This is a genomic window from Amycolatopsis sp. NPDC004378, assembly GCF_053602455.1.
Window position 1 is genome coordinate 108,482 of record NZ_JBSGDR010000018.1, and the last position, 25,959, is coordinate 134,440.

Consider the following 25,959-nt stretch of genomic DNA (forward strand, 5'->3'; position numbering starts at 1 on the left):
GTGCGTCCGAACGTCGTACCGGAGGGCCCCGCGATGACGATCGATCCGAAACCCCGCAGCCGCACGGTGACCGACGGGATCGAGGCCGCGCCCGCCCGCGGCATGCTGCGTGCCGTCGGGATGGGGGACGGCGACTGGCGCAAGCCGATCATCGGCGTCGCCAGTTCGTGGAACGAGATCACCCCGTGCAACCTGTCGCTCGACAGGCTGGCCCAGGCGGCCAAGGAAGGCGTGCACGCGGCCGGCGGCTACCCGCTGCAGTTCGGCACCATCTCGGTGTCCGACGGCATCTCCATGGGCCACGACGGCATGCACTTCTCGCTGGTGTCCCGCGAGGTCATCGCGGACTCGGTCGAGACGGTGATGCAGGCCGAGCGGCTCGACGGCTCGATCCTGCTGGCGGGCTGCGACAAGTCCCTGCCGGGCATGCTGATGGCCGCCGCCCGCCTCGACCTGGCGTCGGTGTTCCTCTACGCGGGCACGATCGCCCCCGGCTGGGTGAAACTGACCGACGGCACCGAGAAGGACGTCACGCTGATCGACGCCTTCGAGGCGGTCGGCGCGTGCCGGGCGGGTCGTCTCGGCGAGGCCGACCTCGACCGCATCGAACGCGCCATCTGCCCGGGTGAAGGCGCCTGCGGCGGCATGTACACCGCGAACACGATGGCGTCGGCGGCCGAAGCGATGGGCATGAGCATGCCGGGGTCGGCCGCGCCGCCGTCCGCGGACCGCCGCCGCGACCACTACGCCCACCTTTCGGGGGAAGCGGTCGTCGGACTGCTCGAAAAGGGCATCACCGCGCGGGACATCCTGACGCGCGAAGCGTTCGAGAACGCGATCACCGTCATCATGGCGCTCGGCGGCTCGACGAACGCCGTGCTGCACCTGCTGGCCATCGCGCACGAAGCCAAGGTCGAGCTGACCCTGGACGACTTCAACCGCGTCGGCGACCGCGTCCCGCACCTGGGCGACCTCAAGCCGTTCGGCAAGTACGTCATGAACGACATCGACCGCCACGGCGGGATCCCAGTGCTGATGAAGGCGCTGCTCGACGAAGGCCTGATCCACGGCGACGCGCTGACCGTCACCGGTCGGACCGTCGCGGAGAACCTGGCCGAGCTGGACCCCGACCCGATCGACGGCGAAGTCCTGCGCACGTTCGCCAACCCGCTGCACCCGACCGGCGGTATCACCATCCTGCGCGGCTCGTTCGCCCCGGAGGGCGCCGTCGTGAAGTCCGCGGGCTTCGACACGGCCAACTTCGAAGGCCCGGCGCGCGTGTTCGAGCGCGAGCAGGAAGCGATGACGGCCCTCAACGAAGGCCGCATCGAAGCCGGAGACGTCGTCGTCATCCGCTACGAAGGCCCCAAGGGCGGCCCGGGCATGCGCGAGATGCTGGCGATCACCGCCGCGATCAAGGGCGCCGGGCTGGGCAAGGACGTCCTGCTGATCACCGACGGCCGGTTCTCGGGCGGCACCACCGGTCTGTGCATCGGCCACGTCGCGCCGGAGGCGGTCGACGGCGGGCCGATCGCGTTCGTCCGCACCGGCGACCGGATCGCCGTCGACATCAAGGCCCGCAGCATCGACCTGCTGGTGGACGCGGCCGAGCTGGCGTCGCGCCGGCAGGGCTGGGAGCCGCTGCCGAACAAGTTCCCGGAGGGCGTGCTCGGGAAGTACGCGAAGCTGGTGCGGTCGTCGTCCTACGGCGCCGTCACGAGCTGAGCGCGCGGCGCCACTGCTCCGCGACCTCCCGCGCGAGGCGCTCGGTGTCGATCGCGGCCGGGGTGAGCATGCCCTGCAGGCCGATGCCCCGCAGCTGGCCCAGCACCGACACCGCCACCTGCGCGGGGTCGGCGTCGCCCCGGATCGTGCCGTCGCCGATCCCGGCGGCGACGTCCTCGCGAAGGTCCGCCCGGAACGCCTCGTCGCGCTCGCGGAAGAGCGCGGCGAGGTGGGGATCGGTGACCGATTCCGCCCACAGCACCAGGAAAGAGCGCGCGGGCACGTCTTCGCGGCCCAGCTCGCGGACGTACCCCGCGACGAGCCGCAGCAGCCGGTCGAGGCCGGGCGGCACGTCCGTGAGGCCGGGCACGAACCCGCTCTGGCTGGCTTTCGCCAGCGATTCGAGGAGCGCCTGCCGGGAGCCGAAGTGGTGGGTCACGATGCCGCGGCTGTAGCCGGCGCGCTCGCCGACGAGGGCGAGCGTCACCGCGCGCACGCCCGCTTCGACCACCAGATCCGCGGCCGCGACGAGCAGAGCGGAGCGGGCGGTGGCGCGGCGTTGTTCCTGAGTGGGCATGGCGACAGCCTAACAAACTTGCGTGTTGCCCAACAAGTATGTGAGAGTGGCGGCATGCCTGTCGTCCTCGTGAACGGAAACCCCGAGACCGCCGCGGTCTGGGACCCGCTGTGCGACGAACTGGACCGCGCCGACGTGCTGCGCCTGTCGCCGCCGGGGTTCGGCGCACCGGTGCCGCCCGGCTTCGCCTGCACGGTGACCGGCTACCGCGACTGGCTCGTCGCGGAGCTGGCCGCGCTCGGCGAGCCGGTCGACCTGGTCGGCCACGACATCGGCGGCAGCACCGTCGTCTCGGTCGCGATGACCCGGCCGGACCTGCTGCGCACCTGGGTCAGCGACTCCCTCGGCGTCTTCGACCCGGACTACGTCTGGCACGACCTCGCCCGGCGGTGGCAGACGCCCGGGGACGGCGAGCGGTCGGTCGCGGAGCTGCTCGGCGGCACGGTCGCCACGCGCACGGCACGCATGGCCGGCCGCGGCATCGCCGAACCGGTCGCGGCCCGGCTGGCCGCCGCCCAAGGACCCGAGATGGGCCGGGCGATCCTCACCTTCTACCGCTCGGCCGTCCAGCCGGTGATGGCCGAACTGGGGCGTGACCTGCCCGCCGCCGCGGCTCGTCCCGGCCTCGCGGTCCTCGGTGCCGACGACCACCTCGTCGGCTCCGAGGCCCTGCGTCGCCGGTCGGCCGAGCGGGCCGGGGCGCGGGTACTGGCGCTGCCCGGCGTCGGGCACTGGTGGATGGTGCAGGACCCCCGCGGCGCCGCGCGGGCGCTCACGGAGTTCTGGTCGTCATGAGGGCGCGCTTGTCGACCTTGCCGACGTCGGTGAGCGGCAGGGCGTCGACGAAGTCGACGCTCGCCGGGACGTAGTGCTCCTGGCCGAACACGGCCCTGGCGTGCGCCTTCAGGTCGTCTTCGGTGACGTCTCCGGCCACGACGACGGCGTGCAGCAGCTGCCCGTCGACGCCCGGGACGCCGAAGACGGCCGCGCTCTCGACGGCCGGGTGCGCGGCGAGCGCGTGTTCGACGACGGTCGTGGGGACCTTCGTGCCGTGCTCGCCGACCACGACGACGTCGTCCGCGCGGTCGAGCAGGTAGAGGTAGCCGTCGTCGTCGAACCGGCCGAGGTCGCCGGTGCGCAGCCAGCCGTCGCCGATCGGCCCGGCGCCGAGATAACCGTCCATCATGGACAGTCCGCGGACCAGGACCTCGCCGTCTTCGATGCGGGCCTCCATGCCGGGGACGATCCGCCCGACCGAAGTGCGCAGCTCGGGACGCGCGATCAGCTCGGCGGCGGAGATGCTCGCGATCATCGGGGCTTCGGTGAGGCCGTAGCCCTGGCCGACGACCGGGCCGAAGACGTCGAGGGCCTGGGCGAGCCGGTGCGGCGGCAGCGGTGCGGCGCCGAGGGAGAGGGAGCGGACGCTGCTGAGGTCGGTCGTCGCTCTCGCCGGGTGGTCGAGCACGGCGGCGAGCCGCGGCGGCGTCAGGGAGAGCGTGTCGATGCGGTGCTCTTGAATCGCGCCAAGCACAGCGCCCGCGTCGAAACCGTCGTGGAGGACGACGGTGTCGCGCCGCAGGAGCGCGCCGAGCACGGTGGCGTTGCCGGTCATGTGCGTCATCGGTGCGACGAGCAGCGTCCGGCCCGGGCCGTCGGGGTTCGGCGCGAAGATGTGGGCCATGCCGTCGTAGATGCCGCTGTGGCGGATGAGCTTCGGCGTGCCGGTGGTGCCGCCGGTGGGGAACAGCAGGCTGACTTTCCCGGGGAGGTCCAGCGGTTCGGGGTCGCCGTCGAGGTCGTCGAGGGTCCGGACGTCGTACCCGGGCCAGGCGCGCGGCCGGTCGGTGACGACGGTGGCGCCTTCCGCGGCGGCCAGCCGGGCCTGGTGCGGCGCCGAGGCGGGGACCAGCAGCACGGTCGCGCCGCGCAGCAGGGCCGCGAGCTGGACCAGGATCGTCTCGGGCCGGTTGGGCAGGTCGACGGCGATCTTGCCGACCTCGCCGAGGCCCGCGTGCAGCCGGCGCAGGCAGTCGCGGGCTTGGTGGTAGGTCGTGACCCCGCCCGAGTGGAACAGGACGCGGTCACCACCGTCGTCGAGCGCGGCGAGGACCTTGGTCAGGAAGAAGCTCACGCCCGGGGACGGTACTCAGTCCTGGTACGAGAGCTTCGCGAGTTCCTCGTCGAAGTCGAACCAGTCCGTCTCACTCCCGGCCGGGATCACGTCGTAGGTGCGGTCGAGGAAGGCGGCGATCTCCTTCGCCGGCGCTTCGAGCACCGCGGCGCCGTCGGGCGAGGTCAGCTCCACGACGACGAGGGCGGGGTCCGCGGCGGGCCCGACGCGGACGTCGCCGTCGCCGCAGCGGGCGAGCAGGCCGTCGGCGAGCAGGTCGCGCCCGAAGAGCCACCTGACGGCGCTCGTACCGGCGTGCAGCACCACGGCGACCGCGTAGGGGTCACGGGTGTCGTACTCCAGCTCGGCCGGCACCGGCCGCGGCCCCGCGCCGAAGGTGCGCAGGGCGAAGTCGATGCGGGCGCTGGTGACGCTGTCGGCCATAGCGGCTGCCTTTGCTACTCGTCGGTTAACTTCGTCTTGTTCCAGGGATAACCCATAGTGAGTTCAACGCCCAGCGTTCCGAAAAACTTTCACACTCTGGGGTGATCAAGAAGTGGCCGACGTCACCGTCGGCGTGGCCGAACGGGCAACTTTCTCACGCACGGTGACATGACGTTCCGAGCATTCGGAGCCCCGCCCCGGCCGGATGGGTCCCGGTGCCGGAGTTGCACCGTCCGGGTGGGAAGGGTCACCGGAGACCAGTCCGCGGCGCCCGCCGGCCGCGAACGCCTCGCAGAAGCAAGGGTGAGGTGGAGGGTGCTGGGCATGGGTGAGCGTGGGCGGCTACGGCTGCATCCGGACGAGGCTCCGGTGCCCGCGGCGAGCGCCGAAGAGCTCTTGCGGCGGGTCGCGGCGGGGGACGAGACGGCGTTCTCGGCGCTGTACGACCTCGTCGCCGGGCCGGTGCTGGGCCTGGCGACGCGCGTGCTGCGCAACCACGCCCAGGCCGAGGAAGTGGCGCAGGAGGTCCTGGTGGAGGTGTGGCGCAAGGCCACCCGGTACGTCCCGGAACGCGGGAGCGCGCTGTCGTGGGTGCTCACGATCGCGCACCGCCGGGCCGTCGACCGCGTGCGCTCGCACCAGGCCGGGGTCGAGCGCGAGGAGCGTGCCGGCCGCATGGACGTCCGGCGGCCGTTCGACGAGGTCACCGAGTCCACATTGGCCGCTCTCGACCAGCAGCGGGTCCGGCAGTGCCTCGACTCGCTCACGGATCTGCAGCGCGAATCGATCGTGCTGGCCTACTACAACGGCTACACGTACCCCGAGGTCGCCGAGGTGCTGAAGGTCGCGCCGGGAACGGTCAAGACCCGCATCCGCGACGGCCTGATCCGGCTGCGTGACTGCCTGGGGGTGGATCGATGACCGCCGAGCTGCACACGTTGACCGGGGCGTACGCGCTGGACGCGGTGTCTCCCCTGGAACGCGCCGACTTCGAGCGTCACCTGGGGGAGTGCGAAGCGTGCCGCCAGGAGGTGGCCGAGCTGCGCGCGACGGGCTCCCGCCTGGCCCTGGCCGCGACGGTCGTCCCGCCGCCGGAGCTGCGGGTGGTGGTGCTCGCCGACGTGGCCCGCACCCGCCAGCTGCCGCCCGTGGTCCCGGCGCCCCGCGCGGCCGAGGGGTCCGTGCGGGGCACCCGGAAGTCCCGCCGTGACAAGGGGTTCCGGCTCCGCGTCACGCTGCTCGGCGCCGCCGCGGCCGCGATCGTCGCGGTCGGCGTCGGCGTCACGACCGCCACCCCGGTGGCTCCCGTCGACTCGGTGCTGTCCGCGCCCGACGCCTCCGCGGTCCAGGGCGTCGGCGAAGGCCAGGCCACGTTGGTCGTGTCGCGCAGCCGGAACCAGGCCGTCCTGCTCGCCTCGGACCTGCCCACCCTCGACGCCGGCCACGTCTACCAGGTGTGGCTCATCCGCGCCGGCGAGGCGCGCTCGGCCGGGCTCCTGCGGCCGCGGATGCTGATGGCCGACCTCCCGCCGGGCACCGACCGGATCGGCATCACCGTCGAACCCGCGGGCGGTTCCCCCGGCCCGACGACGCCGGCCGTCAGCCGGATCGCCCTCCACTGACCGGAAAGTTACCCGAATGGGTACCAATCCGCTGAGAAGACAGTTCCGAATAACCCGCAAGAAGCAGTTTTCAGCCGCATAATGGAGTGATTTTCGTGTCCAAGCTTCGTGTCGCCGGAATCGGTATCACCGCCGTGGCCGCCCTGTCGATGACCGCGTGCAGCAGCAGCGACACCGCTTCCTCCGGCAGCTCCAGCAGTTCGATGGCGCCGTCCTCGTCGATGGCCGCGCCGTCGTCGAGCGCGGCCTCCGGTTCGGCGGACGGCGTGACCACCAACGCCGACGTCTTCGGGCCGGCCTGTTCGCAGCTGCCGCAGGGGTCCGCGCCGGGCTCGCTCGACTCGATGGGCCCGCAGCCGGTCGCCTCGGCCGCCTCGACGAACCCGTTGCTCACCAAGCTGGTTGCGGCCGTCAAGGCCACCAACCTGGTCGACACCCTCAACAGCCAGCAGGCCATCACGGTGTTCGCGCCGGCCGACCCGGCGTTCGAAGCCCTCGGTGACGCGAAGTTCAAGGAGCTGGCGGGCAAGCCGGCCGAGCTGGCGCCGATCCTGCAGTACCACGTCGTCGGAAAGCGTTACGACGCCAAGGGTCTCGCCGCCGCCGGTTCGCTGGAGTCGTTGAACACCGCCGGTGGCCCGCTGAAGATCGAGGGCTCGGGCGAGAACATGACGGTCAACGGCGCGAAGATCCTGTGCGGCAACATCCCCACGAAGAACGCCACGGTCTTCGTGATCGACAAGGTGCTGACCCCGGGCACCAACAAGTAGGTCAGCGCCGGCCCAGTTCCGGACCGAGGCGTTCCGCGATGTCGGTGAGGATCTGCACGTAATCTTCGTGGTCGAAGGTGAACGGCAGGGCGAAAGCCACCTCGTCGACCTCGCGGAACGCCGCATGCGCGTGCAATTGTTCCGCGATTTCCGCGGACGTGCCGACGTAGTCGCGGGAAAACAACATCCGTGCCGGCCCTTGCGGTTCCGCGGTGCGCGGCAGCCGCTTTTCGGCATAAGCCTCGTATTTCGCGCGCTGCTCCGGCGTCGCGCTGTCGGTCGGGACGACGACCAGGCCCTGGGAGATCCGGCCCGCCGGGTGGTGCTCGCGGAACGCCCGGATGTGCGAGAGCTGGATTTCGGCGAAGTCCGTGCTCTCGCCTTCGGCCTTGACCACGCTGCTGGTCAGGAAGTTCATCGCGTGCTTGCCGGCCCACTCGGCCGAGCGCAGGCTCGCGCCGCCGTACCAGAGCCGCTCGCCGAGGCCGGGTGCCTGCGGCTGGACGCGGTCGGAGAAGACCTCGAACCCCTCGGTGCCGCTGAAGCCGGTGGCCGGCTCGCCGCGCACGAAGTCCAGCAGCCGGCGGACGCGGTCGTAGCCGAAGTCCTCGGCGCCGGCGGTGTCCGGGTAGAGCGCGTGTTTGACCTCGTCCCAGCGCATCGGCGGGCCGACGCTGATCCCGGGGTTGAGCCGGCCGCCGGAGAGCAGGTCGACGGTGGCGAGGTCCTCGGCGAGCCGCAGCGGGTTTTCCCAGCCGAGCGGGATGACGGCGGTCCCGAGGTCGATCCGGCTGGTCCGCTGGGAGGCGGCGGCCAGCACGGCCACGGGGGACGAGATGCCGTGCTGCAGGTGCCGGTGCCGCACCCAGGCGCTGTCGAACCCGAGCTGTTCACCGAGTTCGATGATCTCGAGGGTCGACTCGTGCCCCCGCCGCGGGTCGGCGGGGTCGAACAGGCCGATGGTCAGGAAGCCGAGCTTGCGCAGTGGTCGCGACACCCCGCCGATTCTGCCCCCGGCCGGGCCGCGGCCCGCGGGAGTTCCACCTGCTGGGCGACCGGTTCAGGCTTTTTCGCGCAGGCGGTCCAAGCCGTCGAGGATCACGTCGAGGCCGAACTCGAACTCCGTCTGGTCGTCGCACCAGCCCAGGGTCGAATGCGGGTCTTCGTGGGCGATCTCGGCCATCATCCCGACCAGGTTCGGCAGCTGCCAGGCCAGGTCCACCGGGACGTCCGCGGGCTGGTCGGCGCCCGGGTCGAACAGCTCCTGGCTGAACCCGAGGGCGCGGCTGCCCAGCGCGTGCAGCGCGTGGTGGACCAGGTCGTAGGAGAACCCGCCGTCGCGCATCAGGCCGACCAGTGCGTCGTAGTAGCGCAGGACCGCGGTGCTCGTCGAGGACCTCGCCTCGAACAGTTCCGGCGCCCAGCGGTGGCGGAGGAACACCCGGCGCGCGGTGAGGATCCGCTGCCGCACCGCCTTCTTCCAGTCCGGGTCCGGCTCGAGCCGGGCGACGGCGTCGTTGATCTCCCCGGCCACAACGTCGACGATCCCGTCGAGCACGTCTTCCTTCTTGGCCACGTGGTAGTAGAGCGACATCGCTTCGGCGCCGAGCTCCTCCGCGAGCCGTCGCATCGTGAGCGCGCGCAGTCCGTGCTGGTCGGCGAGCTCCACCGCGGCGCGCAGCACGCGCTCGCGGCTGAGGGGGATTCGCGCGTCGGTCGTCACCCACAAGATCGTACAACGTAAGTCTCGCTTGACCGCCTTACAGCGTACGGCGTACCTTACGTTGTATGACTTACAGCGTAAGACTCCTGGGAGGCGACGATGAAAGCCCTGGTCCAGCGCGTGTACGGTCCACCGGAGAGCCTGATCTTCGAAGACCTGCCCGACCCGGTGCCCGCCGAGGGCGAGGTGCTGGTCCGGGTGCGCGCGACCTCGGTCAACCCCTATGACTGGCACTTCATGAGGGGTGAGCCCTACGTGGCGAGGTTGATGCCCAACGGCTTCGGGGTGCGGAAACCCGTGCCCGGCATCCTGGGCTGCGACATGGCGGGCCGGGTCGAGACGGCCGGATCGCGCTTCCGGCCGGGTGACGACGTCTACGCGCTGCTGCCCCGCGGCGGCTACGCCGAATACGTCTGCGTGCGTGAGGACCTCCTGGCGCCGAAGCCGGCGAACCTCACCCACGAGCAGGCGGCGGCGATGCCGATGGCGGCCGTCACCGCGCTGGTCGCCCTGCGCGGGGTCGAGGAAGGGCACCGGGTCCTCGTCAACGGTGCCTCCGGCGGCGTCGGCAGCTTCGCCGTCCAACTGGCCAAGGCGCTCGGCGCGCAAGTCGACGCGGTCTGCGGTACGGCCAACGTCGATCTCGTCCGCTCGCTCGGCGCGGGCGAAGTCACCGACTACCGGAAGAGCGACTTCACGCGCAGCGGTCGTCGCTACGACTTCGTCCTGGACATCGCGGGCAGCCGGTCGCTCCCGGCCTGCCGGCGGGTCCTGAACCGGAGCGGCACGTTCGTCGCCGTGGGCGGCCCGGCCGGGCGCTGGGTGCAGCCGGCCGGGCACGCGTTCGGGGCACTGGCCGCCGCGCCGTTCGCACGGCGGCGGGCCGTGCTCGCGGACGCGGTGGCCGCCGGGGACAAGAAAGCGCTCCTGGGCCGGCTGGCCGCGTTCGCGGAGCGCGGCCGGCTGACCCCGGTCATCGACCGGAGCTACCCGTTCGACGACCTGCGCGCGGCGATCGCGTACCAGGAAGCCGGGCACGCCAGGGGAAAGGTGGTCGTGACGCTGTAGCCGTCAGCCGTGGTACGGGCAGGTGCCGCGGTAGTCCGAGATGGTCAAGCCGGTGCTGGGGATCGGGCAGAGGAACTGCTCGTAGCGGGTGTCGTCGTCGATGAAGCGCTTGAGCCAGGAGAGCGTGTACTTCGTGATCGTCGTGTTCGGTGAATTCGGTGCGAAGTGGCTGGCGCCGCGCAGTTCGAGGTACGCCTTGTCCGAAGTGGAGGGGAGGCTGGTGTAGAAGGGGATCGAGTGCGAGGCGACCGGCGCGACGGTGTCGGCCTCCGCCCCGACGACGAGCGTCGGCACGCGGACCGTCGACCAGTTCTTGGTCAGGTCCCAGCCGGTCAGCGGCACTGCGGCCTGCAGGGACGGGCGTGAACGCGCGGCTTCGAGCGTGCCACCGCCACCCATCGAGTGCCCGACGACGCCGAGCCGGCTGCTGTCGATGCGCGAGCGCACCGAGCTCTGCTGGGTCAGGTAGTCCAAAGAGGACAGCAGTTGCCTGCCCCGGCTGTCGGGCTGGTCGCTGGTGGTCAGGGTGTCGATGGTGAACACCACGAAGCCCTGCGACGCGAGCCGTGGGCCCAGCCAGGCGATGCTCGACTGCGTGGCGGTGTAGCCGGGTGCGATCGAAAGGGCGCCGAAGGTGCCGGCGGTGGTGGTCGTGGGGTAGTAGATGGTCCCGCCGCCGAAGCCGGAGACGGCCAGCCGTGACACGGTGACAGTGCTCGTCGCGAACGTACCGCGGTCGGCTTCGATGCTGGCCGTGGTCGGGTCGGGACCGCGTTCGTAGGGATTCGCGGCGGCGGCCGCAGGTGCGACGACGCCGGAGGTGAGGGCCAGGGCAGCCAGCACGACGCCGGCGGCCCGGCCTCGCCGGCCACGGCCGGCGAGATTGCGGACGGAAACTTTCTCACCCAGGCCAGACGACGTCGGTGGGCTGGTGAGCACGGACATGGATCGCTCTCTTTCCCCGGGCAGGCGAAAGCGTGCCCGGACACGGACGGGCGGACCGATGGAACCGTTGCACGGCAACGAAGGAGGTGCCGCGTGCGGGACGCGGGGTAACCGCTTTCCCGTGCTGCCATGAAACACTTCGGCCAAATGTTCCACAACGGCCGAACGGGTGAGTGGTTGACAGACTGTGCGCCTGCTCAGCGAGTCGCGGCGAAGAGCACTCACGCACGTGAGCAGTCCGGCGCTGTGGCCGGTGTCAGCGAGCCGCTGGCTCCAGGGCTCCGCGCACCAGGGTGTCCACCAGTGTGGTCGCGACGGTCAAATCCACTGCCCGCGCGGCCAAAACGTCCGAGTAGAGGAACGACTCACCGAGCCGTACTACCGCGAAGGCAAGATCCGGCAGCCCGACGAGGGGCGTCAGCCTGGCCGTGTCGACGTCGGCCCGGAACAGCTCCACGTGCGCGTCGACGAGTGCGGGCTGGACCGCGCCACGGGGGTCCGTCAGCACGCGCAGCGCGACCGTCGACTCGGCCTCGATCAGCTTGCGCAACCCGTCGTTGTCCGCGACCTCGCGGCGGTACTGCTCCATGACCCACAGGCAGCGCAGCCGTCCCTCGGGCGTCCGGACCGCTTCGCCGTGCTCCTCGCGCCATCGGTCCAGGGCGCGCTGCCACGTCCGGTCGGAGAGGTACCGCAGCCCCGCGCCCATCACGTCGTCGCGGTTGCCGGCGCGGCGGAAGAACGTCGTGCGCGAGATGCCCAGCTCGGCCGCCATCCGGCCGAGGTCGAGGCGGGTGCCGGCGAACAGGAGCCGCGCCGCGTGGCGGACGATGTCGTCGGTCGAGACGGTCACCGGCCCACCCTAGCTTCGGCGGCCCGGAGATCACCGCCGCAGGTCGCCGACGGTTACCTTGAAGTGCGTGCCACCCCCTCGGCTAGCGTGGTGGCGTGCGCGTCGACATCTGGTCCGATCTCGTCTGTCCCTGGTGCTATCTCGGCAAACGCCGCTTCGAAACGGCGGTCGCCGAGCTCGGCGCCGACGTCGAGGTGGTGCACCACTCCTTCCAGCTCGACCCGTCGTTCCCGCGCGGCACTTCGCGGCCGACGCGCGAGGTGCTGTCCGAGAAGTACGGCCGGACCCTCGAAGAAGCCGACGCCATGGAAGCGCAGATGGAGGAGCGCGCGGCCGCCGACGGGCTCGAATACCACCTCGACGGCGTCCACATGGGCAACACCGTCGACGGTCACCGCCTGGTGCACCTGGCCGCCGACCGCGGCCTGGCCGACGCGGTGGTCGACCGGTTCTACCGCGCGCACTTCACCGAACGCCGTTCCCTGTTCGACCGCGACTCCCTGGTGGAGCTGGCCGCCGAAGCGGGCCTCGACGCCGAAGAGGCGCGCAAGGTGCTCGAGTCGGACGCCTACGAAGCCGAAGTCGCCGCGGACGGCGAACAGGCCCGGGCACTCGGCGCGACCGGAGTACCGTTCTTCGTCATCGACAACAAGTTCGGCGTCGCAGGCGCCCAGCCACCCGAGGTGTTCACCCAGGTCCTGCAGCGCGCGGCTACCGACGCCGCCGCCGGCTGAACCGCGACCGATCGGTCGCAACGCCGGCCAGGTGCAACGCAACGCACAACAGCCCGGCGGTGGTGAGCGTCCCGGTGGTGACAACAGAGCCGAGCCCGAACCCGGCCAGCTCCATCAGCAGAGCGAGCCCGAACAACACGGCGGCGAGAATGGCAAGCATGACGCCTCGTTCCTGCGGCGGCAGGACCAAACGGTCCACACCACTGCACCATTAGCGGCACCGGACGACCCGGCTTGGTGGCCAGTAATGCCCCGCCTTCCCCGCACTGAAACGAGAACCTCCAGCCGCGGGGGCGCCCCCCGTTTTCCACGCTACCGGCAGGCACCGACAGTTTCGCCCGCACGGCCGCACGGCCGCACGGCCGCACCGCCACACTCGCCGCACTGCCGCACCGCGATGCCGCCGCACTGCCGCACCCGCCGCACCGCCGCCGCACCCACCGCGATGCTGACGCACTGCCGCGATGCTGCCGCGCCGCCGCGCTGTGATTTGCCGCGCCGCCGGCGTGCCGCGATTCCGCCACCGCACCGCGATCCGCGGCGCCGCACCCCGCCGCCGCGCCGCGATTCCGCCGCCCCGAGATCCTGCCGCGTTCCGCGCCGCGTTCCGCTGCGGCGCGCTGCCGCGCCGCCGGACGTGCCGCCGCGCCGCGATTCCGCGCCGCCGTGATGCTGTTGCGCCGCGCCCCCGTGCCGCGCGACCGCACCACCGAGCCGTGACCGAGAACCGAGCGCCACGTCAAGCAGGCGGCGGCGCCGTGCTGGACCGGACCACCAACTCGGTAGGCACCGTAACCGGCTCCCCAACCTCCGCCCCGGTCTCGATCTCCGCCAGCAACGCCGAAACCGCGTGCCGCCCAACGGCCTCGAACGACTGCCGGATCGTCGTGAGTGGGGGCCAGAAGTGCGCCGACTCCTCCATGTCGTCGAACCCGACGACACTCACGTCAGCGGGAACGCGGCGACCCGACTCGTGCAATGCGCGCAACAACCCCAGCGCCATCTGATCGTTCGCGGCGAACACCGCCGTGACCGCAGGGTCGGCCGCCAAAGCCAGTCCCGCCTCATAACCCGACGACGGAGACCAGTCGCCGACGAACACCGGGGGCACCACCACTCCCGCACGCTCCAATGTGGACTGCCACGACTTGCGACGCCGCTCCGCCGAATACGACTGCGGGGGCCCCGCGATGTGCCACACCGTCGCGTGCCCCAGGGACAGCAGGTGCCGGGTCGCCGTGGCCGCGCCGTCGGCCTGGTCCGTGTCCACCACCGGGTAGTCGTAGCGGGCGCTCGAATCGATCACCACCACCGGGAGGCCGTGCGGTAGCTCGATTTCGCTCTGGTCCAGCTGGTGCTGCTCGATCAGGATGATCACCCCGTCGACGGCCTGCTCGTTCAGCTTGCTGAACGCTCCCGTCACCTCGCCCTGCGTCGGGCGCGTCACGGGCAGCAGGACGATCGAGAACCCCTCCGGGACGACCGCCGCCGCGATGGCGTCCAGTGTCCTGCTGTTGCCGAACGTCGGGAGGGCCGAGATGATCACGCCGATGCTGCGGAACTTGCCGTTGCGCAGCGCGCGGGCCGCGCTGTTGGGGCGGTAGCCGACGCGGCGCATCGCGGCCAGCACACGCTCGCGCGTGGCGTCGTCGACGTTCGTCCTGCCGTTCGCCACCCGGGACACCGTCTGGCCGGACACGCCCGCCTCGCGCGCGACGTCCGCCATCGAAGGTCCACGACGCGGGGTTGCTGCCGGCACGAGTGCTCCCTCAGAGGTTTCCTGGACATGTTTACGTCAACACGTTACCCTTCGGCCGTCCATGTTGACGTAAACATCCACGCGAACCACCGGAGGGACGATGACGTCCACAGCGGCACCGCCCGTCCCGGCGCCGCCCCGCGCGCACCCCACGCGCCGGCCGAAACGGCAGTGGCGCGGGTGGCTTTTCGTCGCTCCCTTCGTGCTGGTGTTCGCGCTCACTTTCCTGGCGCCGATCATTTACGCGTTCGGGCTCAGCCTGTTCCGCGACCAGGCCTTCTTCGGCGGGACGGTGTTCGTCGGCGCCGGCAACTACGCGCAGGTGCTGGCCGACGCGAAGTTCTGGGAGTCGTTCCTGCGCGTCCTGCTCTTCCTCGTCGTGCAGGTGCCGATCATGCTGCTGCTCGCGCTGGTCGCGGCGCTCGCGATCGACAGCGCCCGGCTGCACGCCGCCGGGTTCTTCCGCGTCGTGATCTTCCTGCCGTACGCCGTGCCCGCCGTGGTCGCCGCGCTGATGTGGGGCTTCATGTACGGCGACCACTTCGGGCTCGCCGCCGACCTCAACCACCTCCTCGGCACCGACGCCGTGAAGCCGCTGTCGGAGAACTGGATGCTCACGTCCATCGGCAACGTCGTGACCTGGGAGTTCGTCGGCTACAACATGCTCATCTTCTACTCGGCGCTGAAGGTGGTCCCCAAGGAGCTGTACGAAGCGGCCTCGATCGACGGCGCCGGCGCGTTCCGCACCATCGCCAGCGTCAAGCTGCCCGCGCTGCGCGGCTCGATCGTGATCGCGACGATCTTCTCGATCATCGGCAGCTTCCAGCTGTTCAACGAACCCAACATCATGCGCACGCTGGCGCCGAACGTGATCGGCACCTTCTACACGCCGAACATGTACGCCTACAACCTTTCCTTCGGCGGCCAGCAGTACAACTACTCCGCCACGGTCGCGATCGTGATGGGCGTGATCACCGCCGTCATCGCCTACGTCGTGCAGCTGCGCGGCACCCGGAAGGGGATGTGACGTGGTCCCCCGCAAGTCGCGCGCCCTCACCGCCGTCATGGCGCTGTACCTGATCTACACGCTGGTGCCGCTGGCGTGGCTGGTGATCAACGCGACCAAGACCCAGTCCGCGCTGTTCTCGACGTCCGGCCTGGCCTTCGGCGGCCCGTTCGCGCTGTTCGACAACATCGGCCAGACGTTCACCTACGACGGCGGGATCTTCTTCCGCTGGCTCGGGAACACGCTGCTCTACGTCGTGGTCGGCGCGGGCGGCGCGACGCTCCTCGCCACCGCCGCCGGGTACGGGCTGGCCAAGTACCGCTTCCCGGGCCGGCGCGCGGTCTTCGCCGTCGTCCTCGGCGCGGTGGCCGTGCCCGGCACCGCGCTCGCCGTGCCGACCTTCCTGCTCTTCAGCAAGCTCGGGCTGACGAACACGCCGCTGTCGATCATCATCCCGTCGCTGATCAGCCCGTTCGGCCTCTACCTGATCTGGGTGTACGCCGCCGACGCGATCCCCGACGAGCTCCTGGAGGCGGCGCGGATCGACGGCGCGGGGGAGATCCGGATCTTCCTCACCGTGACGCTGCGCCAGCTCGTGCCGGGGATCGTCACGGTCGCGCTGTTCACCATGGTGCAGACGTGGAACAACTACTTCCTCCCGCTGATCATGCTCAGCGAGCCCAAGTGGTACCCGCTGACCGTCGGGCTCAACCAGTGGAGCGCGCAGGCCAACGGCGCCGGCGCGCGCCCGATCTTCCACCTGGTGCTCACCGGGTCACTGCTCACGATCATCCCGCTCGTCGTCGCTTTCCTGCTCATGCAACGGTTCTGGCAGTCAGGCCTGAGTGCGGGCAGTGTCAAGCAATAGCCGTCACACCGTCGTGAAGGGACATTCGATGTCACGCATCCGCAGTCGCGTCAAGGCGTTCACCGCCGTGGCGCTCGCCGCCGCCCTCGCGGTCGGCTGCTCCTCGGGGACACCCGCGAGCACCGCATCCGGCGGCCAGGACTCCGTCGACGCCGCGCTCAAGGCGGGCGGGACGATCACCTACTGGAGCTGGACGCCCTCGGCCAAGGATCAGGTTGCCGCGTTCGAGAAGGAATACCCGAACGTCAAGGTCGACTACGTCAACGCGGGCACGAACAAGGACGAGTACACCAAGCTGCAGAACGCGATCAAGGCCGGCAGCGGCGGGCCGGACGTCGCGCAGATCGAGTACTACGCGCTCCCGCAGTTCGCCCTGACCGATTCGCTGGTCAACCTCGACCAGTACGGCTTCGGGACGTTCGAAAAGGACTACAGCGCCTCGACCTGGTCGAGTGTTCGCGTGAACAACGGCACCTACGGCCTGCCGCAGGACTCCGGCCCGATGGCCTTGTTCTACAACAAGGAAGTCTTCGACAAGAACGGCATCGCCGTCCCGAAGACGTGGGACGAGTACCTCGCCGCGGCCAAGAAGCTGCACGCGGCGGACCCCACGAAGTACATCACCTCCGACACCGGTGACCCCGGCTTCGCACTCAGCATGATCTGGCAGGCCGGCGGCCGCCCGTTCAGCGCCGACGGCCGGACCGTGAAGATCAACCTGGCCGACCCCGGCACGAAGAAGTGGACGTCCACTTGGGACCAGCTGATCCAGGGCAAGCTGCTCGCCCCGGTCAAGGAGTGGTCCGACGACTGGTTCCGCGCGCTCGGTGACGGCACCATCTCGTCCCTGGTCACCGGCGCCTGGATGCCCGGCAACTTCAAGTCGTCGGTGCCCGGCGGCGCCGGCAAGTGGGCCGTGGCGCCGATGCCGACCTACGACGGCAAGCCGGTGACCGCGGAAAACGGCGGCAGCACCCAGTCCGTGCTCAAGCAGAGCGCCAACCCGGCGCTGGCCGCGGCGTTCGTGCGCTGGCTCAACCACGGCAACGGCGTCAAGCCGTTCATCGAGAGCGGCGGTTTCCCGGCCACCACGGCGGACCTGACGTCGCCGGCGTTCGTCGACGAGGCCGTGCCGTACTTCGGCGGCCAGAAGATCAACCAGGTGCTGACCCAGGCGTCGAAGGACGTCGCGAAGGGCTGGACCTACCTGCCGTACCAGACCTACGCCAACAGCGTCTTCAGCGACACCGTCGGCAAGGCCTACCTCAACGGCACCGGGCTGGACGCCGGGCTCGCGGCCTGGCAGCAGGCGCTCGTCGACTACGGCAACCAGCAGGGCTTCACGGTCAGCGCGGGATGAGCGTCCGGATCGAAGGCGACGCGGGCGAGGTGATCGGCCCGGTCCCGCGTCGCCTCTTCGGCTCGTTCGCCGAGCACATGGGCCGGTCCGTCTACACGGGAATCTTCGAGCCCGGGCACGCCACTTCGGACGCTCGCGGGTTTCGCGGCGACGTCCTGGAGCTGGTCCGGGAGCTCGGGCCGACCGTCGTGCGCTATCCCGGCGGCAACTTCGTCTCCGCGTACCGCTGGGAGGACGGCGTCGGGCCGGACCGGCCCGTCCGGCTCGACCCGGCCTGGCACAGCGTGGAGTCCAACCGCTTCGGCCTGCACGAATTCGCCGCGTGGGCCGAAGCCGCGGGGGCCGAGGTGATGTACGCCGTCAACCTCGGCACCCGCGGCATCCAGGAGGCCGCCGACGTCCTGGAGTACTGCAACCACCCCGGCGGCACGGCGCTGAGCGAGCGGCGCCGGGCGAACGGTGCCGACGAGCCGTTCGGTTTCAAGCTGTGGTGCCTCGGCAACGAGATGGACGGGCCGTGGCAGATCGGCCACAAGACGGCCGACGAGTACGGCCGCCTCGCCGCGGAAACCGCGCGCGTGCTGAAGATGATCGACCCGGACGTCGAACTCGTCGTCGCGGGCAGCTCCCACGCGGACATGCCGACGTTCGGCGAGTGGGAACGCACCGTGCTGCGGCACACCGCGGGCCTGGCCGACCACATCTCCCTGCACGCGTACTACCAGGAACTGCACGGCGACACCGACAGCTACCTCGCCAGCGCGGCCGCGCTGGACGCCTACATCCGCACGACCGCCGCGATCATCGACGAGCTCGGGCTGGACGTCGGGATCAGCGTCGACGAGTGGAACGTCTGGGACCTGCGGCGCTGGAACGAGACCGACCAGGCGCGGCTCGCCGCCGAGGGCTGGCGCGAACACCCGCGGATCATCGAGGACGACTACACCGTCACCGACGCGGTCGTCGTCGGCTCGCTGCTGAGTTCCCTGCTGCGCAACGTCGACCGGGTCACGATGGCGAACCAGGCGCAGCTGGTGAACGTCATCGCGCCGATCCGCACCGAACCCGGCGGCCCGGCGTGGCGGCAGACGACGTTCCACCCGTTCAAGCTCGTCGCGGCGCTGGCCCGCGGGGTGAGCCTGCGGCTGGAGGTCACCGGCGACCGGCTCCGCACCGCGCAACACGGCGAGGTCGACCTGGTCGACGTCGCCGCGACGCTCGAAGAATCCGGGCGTGGCGCGGTGTTCCTCACCAACCGGGCCACGGCGGCACCGACCGAAGTCCACTTGAGACTCCGGGGCGCGAGGTTCGCCTTGTACGGCGCCGAAACCCTCACCGTTCCCGACGGTGAGACGCGCCACGCCGTCAACACCGCCGACGCCCAGCCGGTCCGGCCGGTGCCGTTGCCCGGCGCCGCCGTGACGACCGACCCCGGAGGGACCACCATCACCGTGACGCTGCCGCCCCTGTCCTGGTCCGTGCTCAAGGTGAGCCCCCATGCCTGAGTTCGTCATCGGGGAGACCGACTTCCTGCTCGACGGCCGCCCGTTCCGGATCCTTTCCGGTGCCCTGCACTACTTCCGCGTGCACCCGGACCTGTGGGCCGACCGGATCGACAAGGCCCGCCGGATGGGGCTCAACACCATCGAGACGTACGTGCCGTGGAACGCGCACGCGCCGTCGCCGGACGGGTTCGACCTCAGCGGCGGGCTCGACCTGGACCGGTTCCTGCGGCTGGTCGCCGAGGCCGGGATGTACGCGATCGTGCGGCCCGGCCCGTACATCTGCGCGGAATGGGACAACGGCGGCTTGCCGGCGTGGCTGTTCCGCGACCCGTCGGTCGGCATCCGGCGGTACGAGCCGAAGTACCTCGACGCGGTCCGCGAATACCTCTCGCGGGTCTACGAAGTCGTGGTACCGCACCAGATCGACCGTGGCGGGCCGGTGCTGCTGGTCCAGGTCGAGAACGAGTACGGCGCGTTCGGCGACGACAAGCGGTACCTGCGGGCGCTGGCCGAGCACACGCGCGCGTCCGGCGTCACCGTGCCCCTGACCACAGTGGACCAGCCGGACATGCTGGAGGCGGGCAGCCTGGACGGGGTGCACCGCACGGCGTCGTTCGGCTCCGCCGCCGAGGCCCGGCTGAAGGTCCTGCGGGAGCACCAGCCGACCGGGCCGCTGATGTGCAGCGAGTTCTGGAACGGCTGGTTCGACCACTGGGGCGCCCACCACCACACGACTTCGGCCGCGGACGCGGCGGCCGAGCTGGACGCGCTCCTGGCCGCGGGCGCCTCGGTCAACCTCTACATGTTCCACGGCGGCACCAACTTCGGGCTCACCAGCGGCGCGAACGACAAGGGCGTCTACCAGCCGCTGGTGACCTCGTACGACTACGACGCACCGCTCGACGAAGCCGGCGATCCGACCCCGAAGTACCACGCCTTCCGGGACGTGATCGCGCGCTACCACAAGGTACCCGACAGCGTCCCGCCGCCGGCGCGCCCGGCGCCGGCGTTCGAGACGGCGCTGCGCGACCCCGTCCGGCTGCTCGACGCGCCGGACCGCTTCGGCACCTGGGAGTTCCACGAGGAGCTGCCGGCGTTCGACGACCTGACGCCGATGCCGCGGCTCGCGCTCCTGCGCACCCGCGTCACCGGCGACGGTCCCGGCGTGCTGACCTTCGGCGAGGTCCGCGACCGCGCGACGGTGTTCTTCGACGGCGCGCCGGTGGGCACCCTGCTGCGGGAACACCACGACCGCGCGATCGCGCTGCCGCGGGCGGACGGTGAACTCCTGGTGCTCGTCGAGGACCAGGGCCGGGTCGACTACGGGCCGCGGATCGGCGAGGCCAAGGGGATCATCGGCGGTGCCTCGCTGCACGGCCGGCCGCTGACCGGGTGGGACGTGCTGCCCCTCGACCTCGACGCGCTGCCCGAGCCGCTCGCGGTGTCCACTGTGGAGGGACCGGTGGCCGGGCCGGTGCTGCTGCGCGCCGGGTTCGACGTCGACGCGCCCGCCGACCTGTTCCTCGACACCGGGGCGTGGGGCAAGGGCCTGGCGTGGCTCAACGGGTTCCCGCTCGGCCGGTACTGGCGGCGTGGGCCGCAGCGGACCCTGTACGTGCCGCGCCCGGTGGTCCGGGCGGGGGCCAACGAACTCGTCGTGCTCGAACTGGACACGATGCTCGACCCGGCGGCCCGGTTCGTGCCGCGGCCGTTGCTGGGCCACACGGAGGCCTGAGGAAGTCCCCTACCGAAGGGCAGTTCGACGATGAACCGGATCTTCACCGTCCTTTGTGTACTTCTTGTTGCGGCCGGGTTGGCCGCGGCACCGGCGGCCGCGGCCACCGCGGTGACCGTGCGACCCGACCCGTCCTACCGGCAGCAGCCGTTCGAAGGCTGGGGTTCGAGCCTGGCGTGGATGGCGGAGGCGACCGGCGGCTACCCGGATCCGGTCCGCACCCGGCTGGCGGACATGGTTTTCGGCGCCGACGGGCTGAACCTGAACATCGCCCGGTTCAACGTCGGCGGGGGCAACGCGCCGGACGTCCCGGCGTACCTGCGTCCCGGTGGCGCGGTCCCGGGCTGGTGGAAGGCGCCGGCCGGGACCACCCGCGCGGACAAGGACTGGTGGACGCCCGGGGACCCGGCCGAGTTCGACGCGGCCGCCGACCCGAACCAGCGCTGGTGGGTCGACCGGATCAAGGGGCGCGTCACGAAGTGGGAGGCGTTCAGCAACTCGCCGCCGTACTTCCAGACCGTCTCCGGCTACGTTTCGGGCGGCTTCACCGCGACTGACGAGCAGCTGCGGCCGGACAAGATCGGCGACTTCACCGCGTACCTGGCGCAGGTCGTTCGGACGCTCGAACGCGCGCACGGCATCAAGTTCGCCTCGGTGGACCCGCTGAACGAGCCGGACACGAACTACTGGAAGACGACGCTCGGCGCCGACGGGAACCCGGCCGGCGGGCGGCAGGAGGGTGCGCACATCGGGCCGTCCGTGCAGGCCCAGCTGATCCCGGCGATGGCCGCGGCGCTGCCGGGGACGACGGTGTCCGCCCCCGACGAAACCAACCCGGACCTCTTCGCCGCGGACTGGGCCGGCTGGCCGGCCGCCGCGAGGTCGGCCGCGGGACGGCTGAACGTGCACACCTACGGCACCGGCAACCGGCCCGTCCCGCGCGACATCGCCAAGGGCGCCGCGAAGCCGTTGTGGATGAGCGAGGTCGGCGGCAGCTGGCTCGACCGGCAGGACTTCACGAGCATGGACCCGGGCCTCGGGCTGGCCACGCAGATCACCGACGACCTGCGCCTGCTCGAACCGAGCGCGTGGGTGAGCTGGCAGCCGATCGAGGACTACGACAACATGAAGCCCGGCGGGGAGTCCGCGGCCGGGATGAACTGGGGCGAGATCCAGGTCCCGTTCGGCTGCACCACTTCGGACTGTCCGATCAGGACGAACACGAAGTACGACACCATGCGGAACTTCACCCACTACATCCGGCCGGGCGACCGGCTGATCGCGTCGGACGACGCGGCGTCGACGGCCGCGATGCGCGGGGACGACCTGTCGTCGGTGGTCCACGTCGACTCCGGGACGAGCGAGCAGGACGTCACGCTGGACCTGTCCGGCTTCGGGCGCGTGCGGCCGGGTGCTTCGGTGACGCCGGTCGTCACGGACGTCACGGGCGCGCTGCGCCGCGGCAAGCCGGTCCGGGTCACGGCGGCGCACGCCACGCTGCGGGTCCCGGCGCGGTCGGTGACGACGTTCCTGGTTTCCGGGGTGTCGTCGACCGCGGCGGGCGCGGGGCTGGGGTCGGGCAAGCCGTTCACCTTCACCGGCGTGCAGAGCGGGAAGTCGCTGACGGCGGAGAACGGCTCACTGGTCCAGCGGACGACGGACGCGTCGGCGGCCGCGCAGCGCTGGACGCTCACCGACCGCACGGGCCGCGACGGCAACCGCGACCGGTTCACGGTGACCAACGCCGGGACGGGCCAGGTGCTCGGCAGCGCGGGCGGCGCGGTGGTCCTGGCACCGGCGGGGACCGCGGACCCGGCCGCGCAGTGGACGCTGTCGACCACGGGCGACGGGACGTGGACGTTCGTCAACGCCGCGGACGGGCAGCTGCTGGACGTCACGGGCGAGTGCCGGGAGGACGGCGCCCGGATCGGGCTGTACCGGCCGACGAACGGGCCGAACCAGCGCTGGCAGGCGGTGACCCGCTAGCGCCGGCTCGGCGGGCCCGGCGGCGGAGGTGGCCGCCGGGCCCGGCCGGGACGGGCTCTGGTCAGCACCCGCCCCGGCGGCTGGGGGTCTGGCGTGGACTCGGCGACCGGCCTCAGCCCGGGCCGGACTCAGGCCCACCCGGGCGCACCCTGGTGCGACCCGGCCGCATCGTCCGACAGCGAACCCGGCCGGGCGTCGGCTCAGCCGCGTCCTGCGCAAGGTCGGGCGCGGGCTCGTTCCGGCGCGGCAAGAACCACCCGCACGCCGGCTCAGCCCGGTGGCTTGAGCGGGTCGTGGCCGATGGACATCAGTCTGTGGCGCCAATGGGCCTCGCCCGCGGTCGGCTCCAGGTCGTCGCGGCGCTCGGTGTGGACCCGGGAGATCACCTTGCGCATCACCTCGGCGTCCGTCCGGTCGGTGTCGACGCGGCGTTTGCGCAGAATGGCCAGGACCTCGTGGCCGGTCGGGGGGCCCGCCTCGTCGGGGAGGGGCTCCTCTTCCTCGCCCGCGTCGCGGGTGCGCAGCCAGTCCTCCAGCTCGCGCGACGTCATGTTCACCACCCGGTGGAACTCCGCCCACAGGTCGTCGTCAACAGCGGGGTCGTTCATGCTCTCCGGCTACCCGGCGCGGCCGACGCCAAACCGGAGCGTACGGCCGGTAGAGTTCACCCGGACCCGTTGAAACGCCAGCGGTGGTCTTGGTTGACGCTGCTGGCGAGCTCTTCCCCGTGCTCGCCGCTTGACGCATGGGAGGGGTGGGGCTGTGCCGACCACTGGCGACGGCATGGCGGAGCGGGTCGACGAGCTGAACGCCGTCCTGGCCGATCTCGTCGGGGTGCTCGAATCGGTGTCCGGCACCCCGGGGGTGCTCGACGCGGTCTGCGGCGAAGCGGTCCGGGTGGTGCCCGACGCGGACCTGGCCAGCATCATGGTGGTCCGCGACGGCGTGACGCAGACGGAGGCCTTCACCGACGAGCGGGCCCGGCGCATCGACGACGTCCAGTACGCGGCGGGTGACGGTCCCGGCCTGCTCGCCGCGCTCACGGGCGAGGTCGTGCGGGTGGCCGTCGGCGAGACGGGCGAGAAGTGGCCCGAGTTCGTCGCCGCGGCCAAGGATCTCGGCGTCGGCAGCTACCTGGCGGTGCCGCTGCGCGTGGACGACACGCTCGTCGGCGCGATCACGCTGTTCGGCTTCGGCGCCCACGGCTACCACGAGTTCGACACCAAGGTGCTGCGGCTGTTCACCCTGTGCGTGGAGACCGTGCTGCGGCTGACCCGCCGCTACCGGGAAGCCCGCGCGCTCGCCGACGAACTGCGCAACGCGATGGAGACCCGGGCGGTGATCGAGCAGGCCAAGGGCATGCTCATGCTGATCCACCGGGCGAGCGAGGACTCGGCGATGCAGCGCCTGATCGTCGAGTCCCAGCACACGAACACCAAGCTCCGCGACGTCGCGGCCCGCTTCACGAGGAGGATGAGCTCGGCCGACGGCGGACCGCCGCGCCCCTGAACAGCGTCCCCAGACCCGCTCGTGCCGGCTCGGTGCCCGCCCGGTCCAGTGCGTCCCAGACCGTGACGGCGGTCGCGGTCAGCACGGGCTTGCCGAGCCGGTCCTCCAGCCCGGCGAGCAGCGGCGTCGTGTGCAGTGCGGTTTCCGGGACGAGCACGGCCGCCGCGTCGTCGTGGTCGGCGGCGAGCACCAGGTCGGTGATCTGCCGCGCGTCCCACGCGGCGAGCGCGCGGTCGGACGCCGCGTCGGCCGAGACCGAGTGCACCGTCGTGACGCCCGCGCCGGCGAGGAAGGCGGCGAAGACCGCGGTCAGGTCCGGGTGGTAGACGGAGGCGAGCGCGACGCGGTCGAGGCCCAGCCGGCCGAGGGCGGCGAGGTAGGCCAGTGACGTGCTGCTCGCCGGCACGCCGAGGTGCGCCGAAAGGGCTTCGGCCTGCTCGTGGGTCCCGTCGAGGCCGCGGGTGAAGCTGCAGCTGGAACAGGCCCAGCTGACGACGTCCGGAGTGGCGGCGAACTCGCCGGCGGCCGCCAGCAGGCGCGACGGCGCGCCGATTTCGCGCACGGCCGCCGCCTTGCCCGCGGCGTCGAGCTCGTCGATCCGTCCGACGTCCTCGCCCCACCGCGCGTACGCGAAGTCCAGGGTGAGGGCCGGGTCGAGACGGCGGCACAGCTCGGCGAAGTCGTCTTCACCGCAGTCGCGCGTCGGGTACAGGAGGCCGATGCGGGTGCTCATGACCCCAGCATGGCGTGCGTGAACGTCGGTACCAGCGCCGCGTCGTTGAACGCCGTGATCCGCGCGATCCGGTCGCCGAGCACGGTCAGGACCTGGACGCCGTGGGCTTCGAAGCGGCCGTCGCCCGTGGCCGCGTACTCGAGCAGGGCCGGCTGGCCGTTCGCCCGGGTCGGCGTCAGGCGCCAGGCTCCCGGGCGCAGCACGCGGCGGGACAGGAACCCGACGACCGCGTCGCGGCCGGTGAACCACGTCGGGATCGGCGGCATCTCCAGCTCGACGTCGGCGCGCAGCAACGTCACCAGCGCGGCCGGGTCGGCACGGGCGAACGCGTCGACGTACCGGTCGAGCAGGGCGCCCTGCCCGGCCGGTTCGGCCAGGTCCGCGGCCACCGGGCCCGCCTCGGCGAGCCGGCCGCGGGCCCGGCGCAGGGCATTGTCGACCGCCGCGGGGGTCGTGCCGAGGATCTCGGCGGCCTCGGCGGTGGAGAACGCGAGCACGTCGCGCAGGGTCAGCACCGCCCGCTGCCGGGCGGGCAGCAGCTGCAGCGCGGCGATGAACGCGAGCCGCACGCCGGTGCGCCCGGCCACGACGGCCGCCGGGTCGAAGTCCGGGGCCGGCTGCAGCCACGGCACCGTCGGGTCCGCGGCCGCGACGGCCACCCGGTGGTCGTCGGCCGGCGCGCCCAGCCCCGACGGAAGCGGCCGCCGGGCCCGGGTTTCCAGCGCCGTCAGGCAGGCCGTCGTGGCGATCTTGTACAGCCAGCGCCGCACCGAAGACCGGCCCTCGAACCCGCCGAACGCGCGCCACGCGCGCAGGTACGTCTCCTGCACGAGGTCCTCGGCGTCGTGGATCGAGCCGAGGAGGCGGTAGCAGTGCGCGAGCAGCTCCGGCCGGAACTGCTCAGTGTGTGCGGCGAAGTCGGGCATG

26 protein-coding genes are annotated in these 25,959 nt (G+C 71.5%); 14 read left to right on the forward strand and 12 right to left on the reverse strand.

The window, feature by feature from the left end:
• Positions 1–33: 33 nt before the first annotated feature.
• Complete coding sequence (ilvD, locus tag ACWEN0_RS37150; protein ID WP_451984363.1) at positions 34–1,725, forward strand: dihydroxy-acid dehydratase; 1,692 nt, start codon at positions 34–36, stop codon at positions 1,723–1,725.
• Here ilvD and ACWEN0_RS37155 read toward each other — a convergent pair.
• Complete coding sequence (locus ACWEN0_RS37155) at positions 1,715–2,302, reverse strand: TetR/AcrR family transcriptional regulator (RefSeq protein WP_451984365.1); 588 nt, start codon at positions 2,300–2,302, stop codon at positions 1,715–1,717. The genes ilvD and ACWEN0_RS37155 overlap by 11 nt on opposite strands.
• 54 nt (positions 2,303–2,356) lie before the next feature.
• Between ACWEN0_RS37155 and ACWEN0_RS37160 the strand changes: the two genes are divergently transcribed.
• Positions 2,357–3,097, forward strand: a complete 741-nt coding sequence (locus ACWEN0_RS37160; protein ID WP_451984367.1) for an alpha/beta fold hydrolase — start codon at positions 2,357–2,359, stop codon at positions 3,095–3,097.
• On the opposite strand, the gene ACWEN0_RS37165 is transcribed toward ACWEN0_RS37160, so the two are convergent.
• Together ACWEN0_RS37165 and ACWEN0_RS37170 are read right to left on the reverse strand one after the other, a co-directional pair.
• A complete protein-coding gene (locus ACWEN0_RS37165) occupies positions 3,075–4,433 on the reverse strand; it encodes a class I adenylate-forming enzyme family protein (protein ID WP_451984369.1) in 1,359 nt (452 codons plus the stop codon). The genes ACWEN0_RS37160 and ACWEN0_RS37165 overlap by 23 nt on opposite strands.
• Before the next feature lie 15 nt (positions 4,434–4,448).
• Positions 4,449–4,856 (reverse strand): SsgA family sporulation/cell division regulator, encoded by a 408-nt coding sequence (locus ACWEN0_RS37170; protein ID WP_451984371.1) that lies wholly within the window; start codon positions 4,854–4,856, stop codon positions 4,449–4,451.
• A 324-nt stretch (positions 4,857–5,180) separates the two neighbouring features.
• Here ACWEN0_RS37170 and sigK point away from each other — a divergent pair, with 324 nt between their 5' ends.
• The 3 genes from sigK (at position 5,181) to ACWEN0_RS37185 (ending at position 7,248) form a co-directional block, all read left to right on the forward strand.
• Entirely contained in the window at positions 5,181–5,777 is a 597-nt protein-coding gene (sigK, locus tag ACWEN0_RS37175) for an ECF RNA polymerase sigma factor SigK (protein WP_451984373.1), read from the forward strand.
• Positions 5,774–6,478: an anti-sigma factor gene (locus ACWEN0_RS37180; protein ID WP_451984375.1), complete on the forward strand. Its 705-nt coding sequence runs from the start codon at positions 5,774–5,776 to the stop codon at positions 6,476–6,478. The genes sigK and ACWEN0_RS37180 overlap by 4 nt, the downstream gene beginning before the upstream one ends.
• Before the next feature lie 95 nt (positions 6,479–6,573).
• Positions 6,574–7,248 (forward strand): fasciclin domain-containing protein, encoded by a 675-nt coding sequence (locus ACWEN0_RS37185; RefSeq protein ID WP_451984377.1) that lies wholly within the window; start codon positions 6,574–6,576, stop codon positions 7,246–7,248.
• 1 nt (position 7,249) lies between these two features.
• Here the strand turns inward: ACWEN0_RS37185 and ACWEN0_RS37190 are convergent, their stop codons facing one another.
• Positions 7,250–8,245 carry an LLM class flavin-dependent oxidoreductase gene (locus tag ACWEN0_RS37190; protein WP_451984379.1) on the reverse strand — a complete coding sequence of 332 codons (996 nt, stop codon included), beginning with the start codon at positions 8,243–8,245 and terminating at the stop codon, positions 7,250–7,252.
• 63 nt (positions 8,246–8,308) lie between these two features.
• Positions 8,309–8,971, reverse strand: coding sequence for a TetR/AcrR family transcriptional regulator C-terminal domain-containing protein (locus tag ACWEN0_RS37195; RefSeq protein WP_451984381.1), 663 nt, complete (start codon positions 8,969–8,971; stop codon positions 8,309–8,311).
• Between the two features lie 99 nt (positions 8,972–9,070).
• On the opposite strand from ACWEN0_RS37195, the gene ACWEN0_RS37200 reads away from it, so the two are divergent.
• Positions 9,071–10,039, forward strand: coding sequence for an NAD(P)-dependent alcohol dehydrogenase (locus tag ACWEN0_RS37200; RefSeq protein ID WP_451984383.1), 969 nt, complete (start codon positions 9,071–9,073; stop codon positions 10,037–10,039).
• 3 nt (positions 10,040–10,042) lie between these two features.
• Here ACWEN0_RS37200 and bdeA read toward each other — a convergent pair whose 3' ends face one another.
• Positions 10,043–10,984: a bis(hydroxyethyl) terephthalate hydrolase gene (bdeA, locus tag ACWEN0_RS37205; protein ID WP_451984385.1), complete on the reverse strand. Its 942-nt coding sequence runs from the start codon at positions 10,982–10,984 to the stop codon at positions 10,043–10,045.
• A gap of 256 nt (positions 10,985–11,240) precedes the next feature.
• A complete protein-coding gene (locus ACWEN0_RS37210) occupies positions 11,241–11,837 on the reverse strand; it encodes a QsdR family transcriptional regulator (RefSeq protein ID WP_451984387.1) in 597 nt (198 codons plus the stop codon).
• 95 nt (positions 11,838–11,932) lie between these two features.
• Here ACWEN0_RS37210 and ACWEN0_RS37215 point away from each other — a divergent pair, with 95 nt between their 5' ends.
• Positions 11,933–12,571 (forward strand): DsbA family oxidoreductase, encoded by a 639-nt coding sequence (locus ACWEN0_RS37215; RefSeq protein WP_451984389.1) that lies wholly within the window; start codon positions 11,933–11,935, stop codon positions 12,569–12,571.
• Here ACWEN0_RS37215 and ACWEN0_RS37220 read toward each other — a convergent pair.
• Positions 12,549–12,731, reverse strand: a complete 183-nt coding sequence (locus tag ACWEN0_RS37220; RefSeq protein ID WP_257922243.1) for a hypothetical protein — start codon at positions 12,729–12,731, stop codon at positions 12,549–12,551. The two genes, ACWEN0_RS37215 and ACWEN0_RS37220, sit on opposite strands and share 23 nt — an antisense overlap.
• 579 nt (positions 12,732–13,310) lie before the next feature.
• Complete coding sequence (locus ACWEN0_RS37225) at positions 13,311–14,297, reverse strand: LacI family DNA-binding transcriptional regulator (protein ID WP_451984391.1); 987 nt, start codon at positions 14,295–14,297, stop codon at positions 13,311–13,313.
• Positions 14,298–14,430: 133 nt separating this feature from the next.
• On the opposite strand from ACWEN0_RS37225, the gene ACWEN0_RS37230 reads away from it, so the two are divergent.
• From ACWEN0_RS37230 to ACWEN0_RS37255, 6 genes are read left to right on the forward strand one after another with little or no spacing between them, the layout of a single operon-like run.
• Complete coding sequence (locus ACWEN0_RS37230; RefSeq protein WP_451984393.1) at positions 14,431–15,357, forward strand: carbohydrate ABC transporter permease; 927 nt, start codon at positions 14,431–14,433, stop codon at positions 15,355–15,357.
• A gap of 37 nt (positions 15,358–15,394) precedes the next feature.
• Positions 15,395–16,204, forward strand: coding sequence for a carbohydrate ABC transporter permease (locus tag ACWEN0_RS37235; RefSeq protein WP_451984575.1), 810 nt, complete (start codon positions 15,395–15,397; stop codon positions 16,202–16,204).
• Positions 16,205–16,232: 28 nt separating this feature from the next.
• Positions 16,233–17,564: an ABC transporter substrate-binding protein gene (locus ACWEN0_RS37240; RefSeq protein ID WP_451984395.1), complete on the forward strand. Its 1,332-nt coding sequence runs from the start codon at positions 16,233–16,235 to the stop codon at positions 17,562–17,564.
• A complete protein-coding gene (locus tag ACWEN0_RS37245; RefSeq protein ID WP_451984397.1) occupies positions 17,561–19,069 on the forward strand; it encodes an alpha-N-arabinofuranosidase in 1,509 nt (502 codons plus the stop codon). The genes ACWEN0_RS37240 and ACWEN0_RS37245 overlap by 4 nt, the downstream gene beginning before the upstream one ends.
• Positions 19,062–20,804, forward strand: coding sequence for a beta-galactosidase (locus ACWEN0_RS37250; protein ID WP_451984399.1), 1,743 nt, complete (start codon positions 19,062–19,064; stop codon positions 20,802–20,804). Before ACWEN0_RS37245 ends, ACWEN0_RS37250 begins: the two co-directional genes overlap by 8 nt.
• A 30-nt stretch (positions 20,805–20,834) precedes the next feature.
• Positions 20,835–22,790: an RICIN domain-containing protein gene (locus ACWEN0_RS37255; RefSeq protein ID WP_451984401.1), complete on the forward strand. Its 1,956-nt coding sequence runs from the start codon at positions 20,835–20,837 to the stop codon at positions 22,788–22,790.
• A 269-nt stretch (positions 22,791–23,059) separates the two neighbouring features.
• Here ACWEN0_RS37255 and ACWEN0_RS37260 read toward each other — a convergent pair whose 3' ends face one another.
• Complete coding sequence (locus ACWEN0_RS37260) at positions 23,060–23,398, reverse strand: DUF3140 domain-containing protein (RefSeq protein WP_451984403.1); 339 nt, start codon at positions 23,396–23,398, stop codon at positions 23,060–23,062.
• 175 nt (positions 23,399–23,573) lie between these two features.
• On the opposite strand from ACWEN0_RS37260, the gene ACWEN0_RS37265 reads away from it, so the two are divergent.
• Complete coding sequence (locus tag ACWEN0_RS37265; RefSeq protein ID WP_451984577.1) at positions 23,574–24,299, forward strand: ANTAR domain-containing response regulator; 726 nt, start codon at positions 23,574–23,576, stop codon at positions 24,297–24,299.
• Here ACWEN0_RS37265 and ACWEN0_RS37270 read toward each other — a convergent pair.
• Together ACWEN0_RS37270 and ACWEN0_RS37275 are read right to left on the reverse strand one after the other, a co-directional pair.
• Positions 24,253–25,032: a maleate cis-trans isomerase family protein gene (locus ACWEN0_RS37270; protein ID WP_451984405.1), complete on the reverse strand. Its 780-nt coding sequence runs from the start codon at positions 25,030–25,032 to the stop codon at positions 24,253–24,255. The two genes, ACWEN0_RS37265 and ACWEN0_RS37270, sit on opposite strands and share 47 nt — an antisense overlap.
• Positions 25,029–25,958, reverse strand: coding sequence for an RNA polymerase subunit sigma-70 (locus ACWEN0_RS37275; RefSeq protein ID WP_451984407.1), 930 nt, complete (start codon positions 25,956–25,958; stop codon positions 25,029–25,031). Before ACWEN0_RS37275 ends, ACWEN0_RS37270 begins: the two co-directional genes overlap by 4 nt.
• Between the last annotated feature and the right edge of the window lies 1 nt (position 25,959).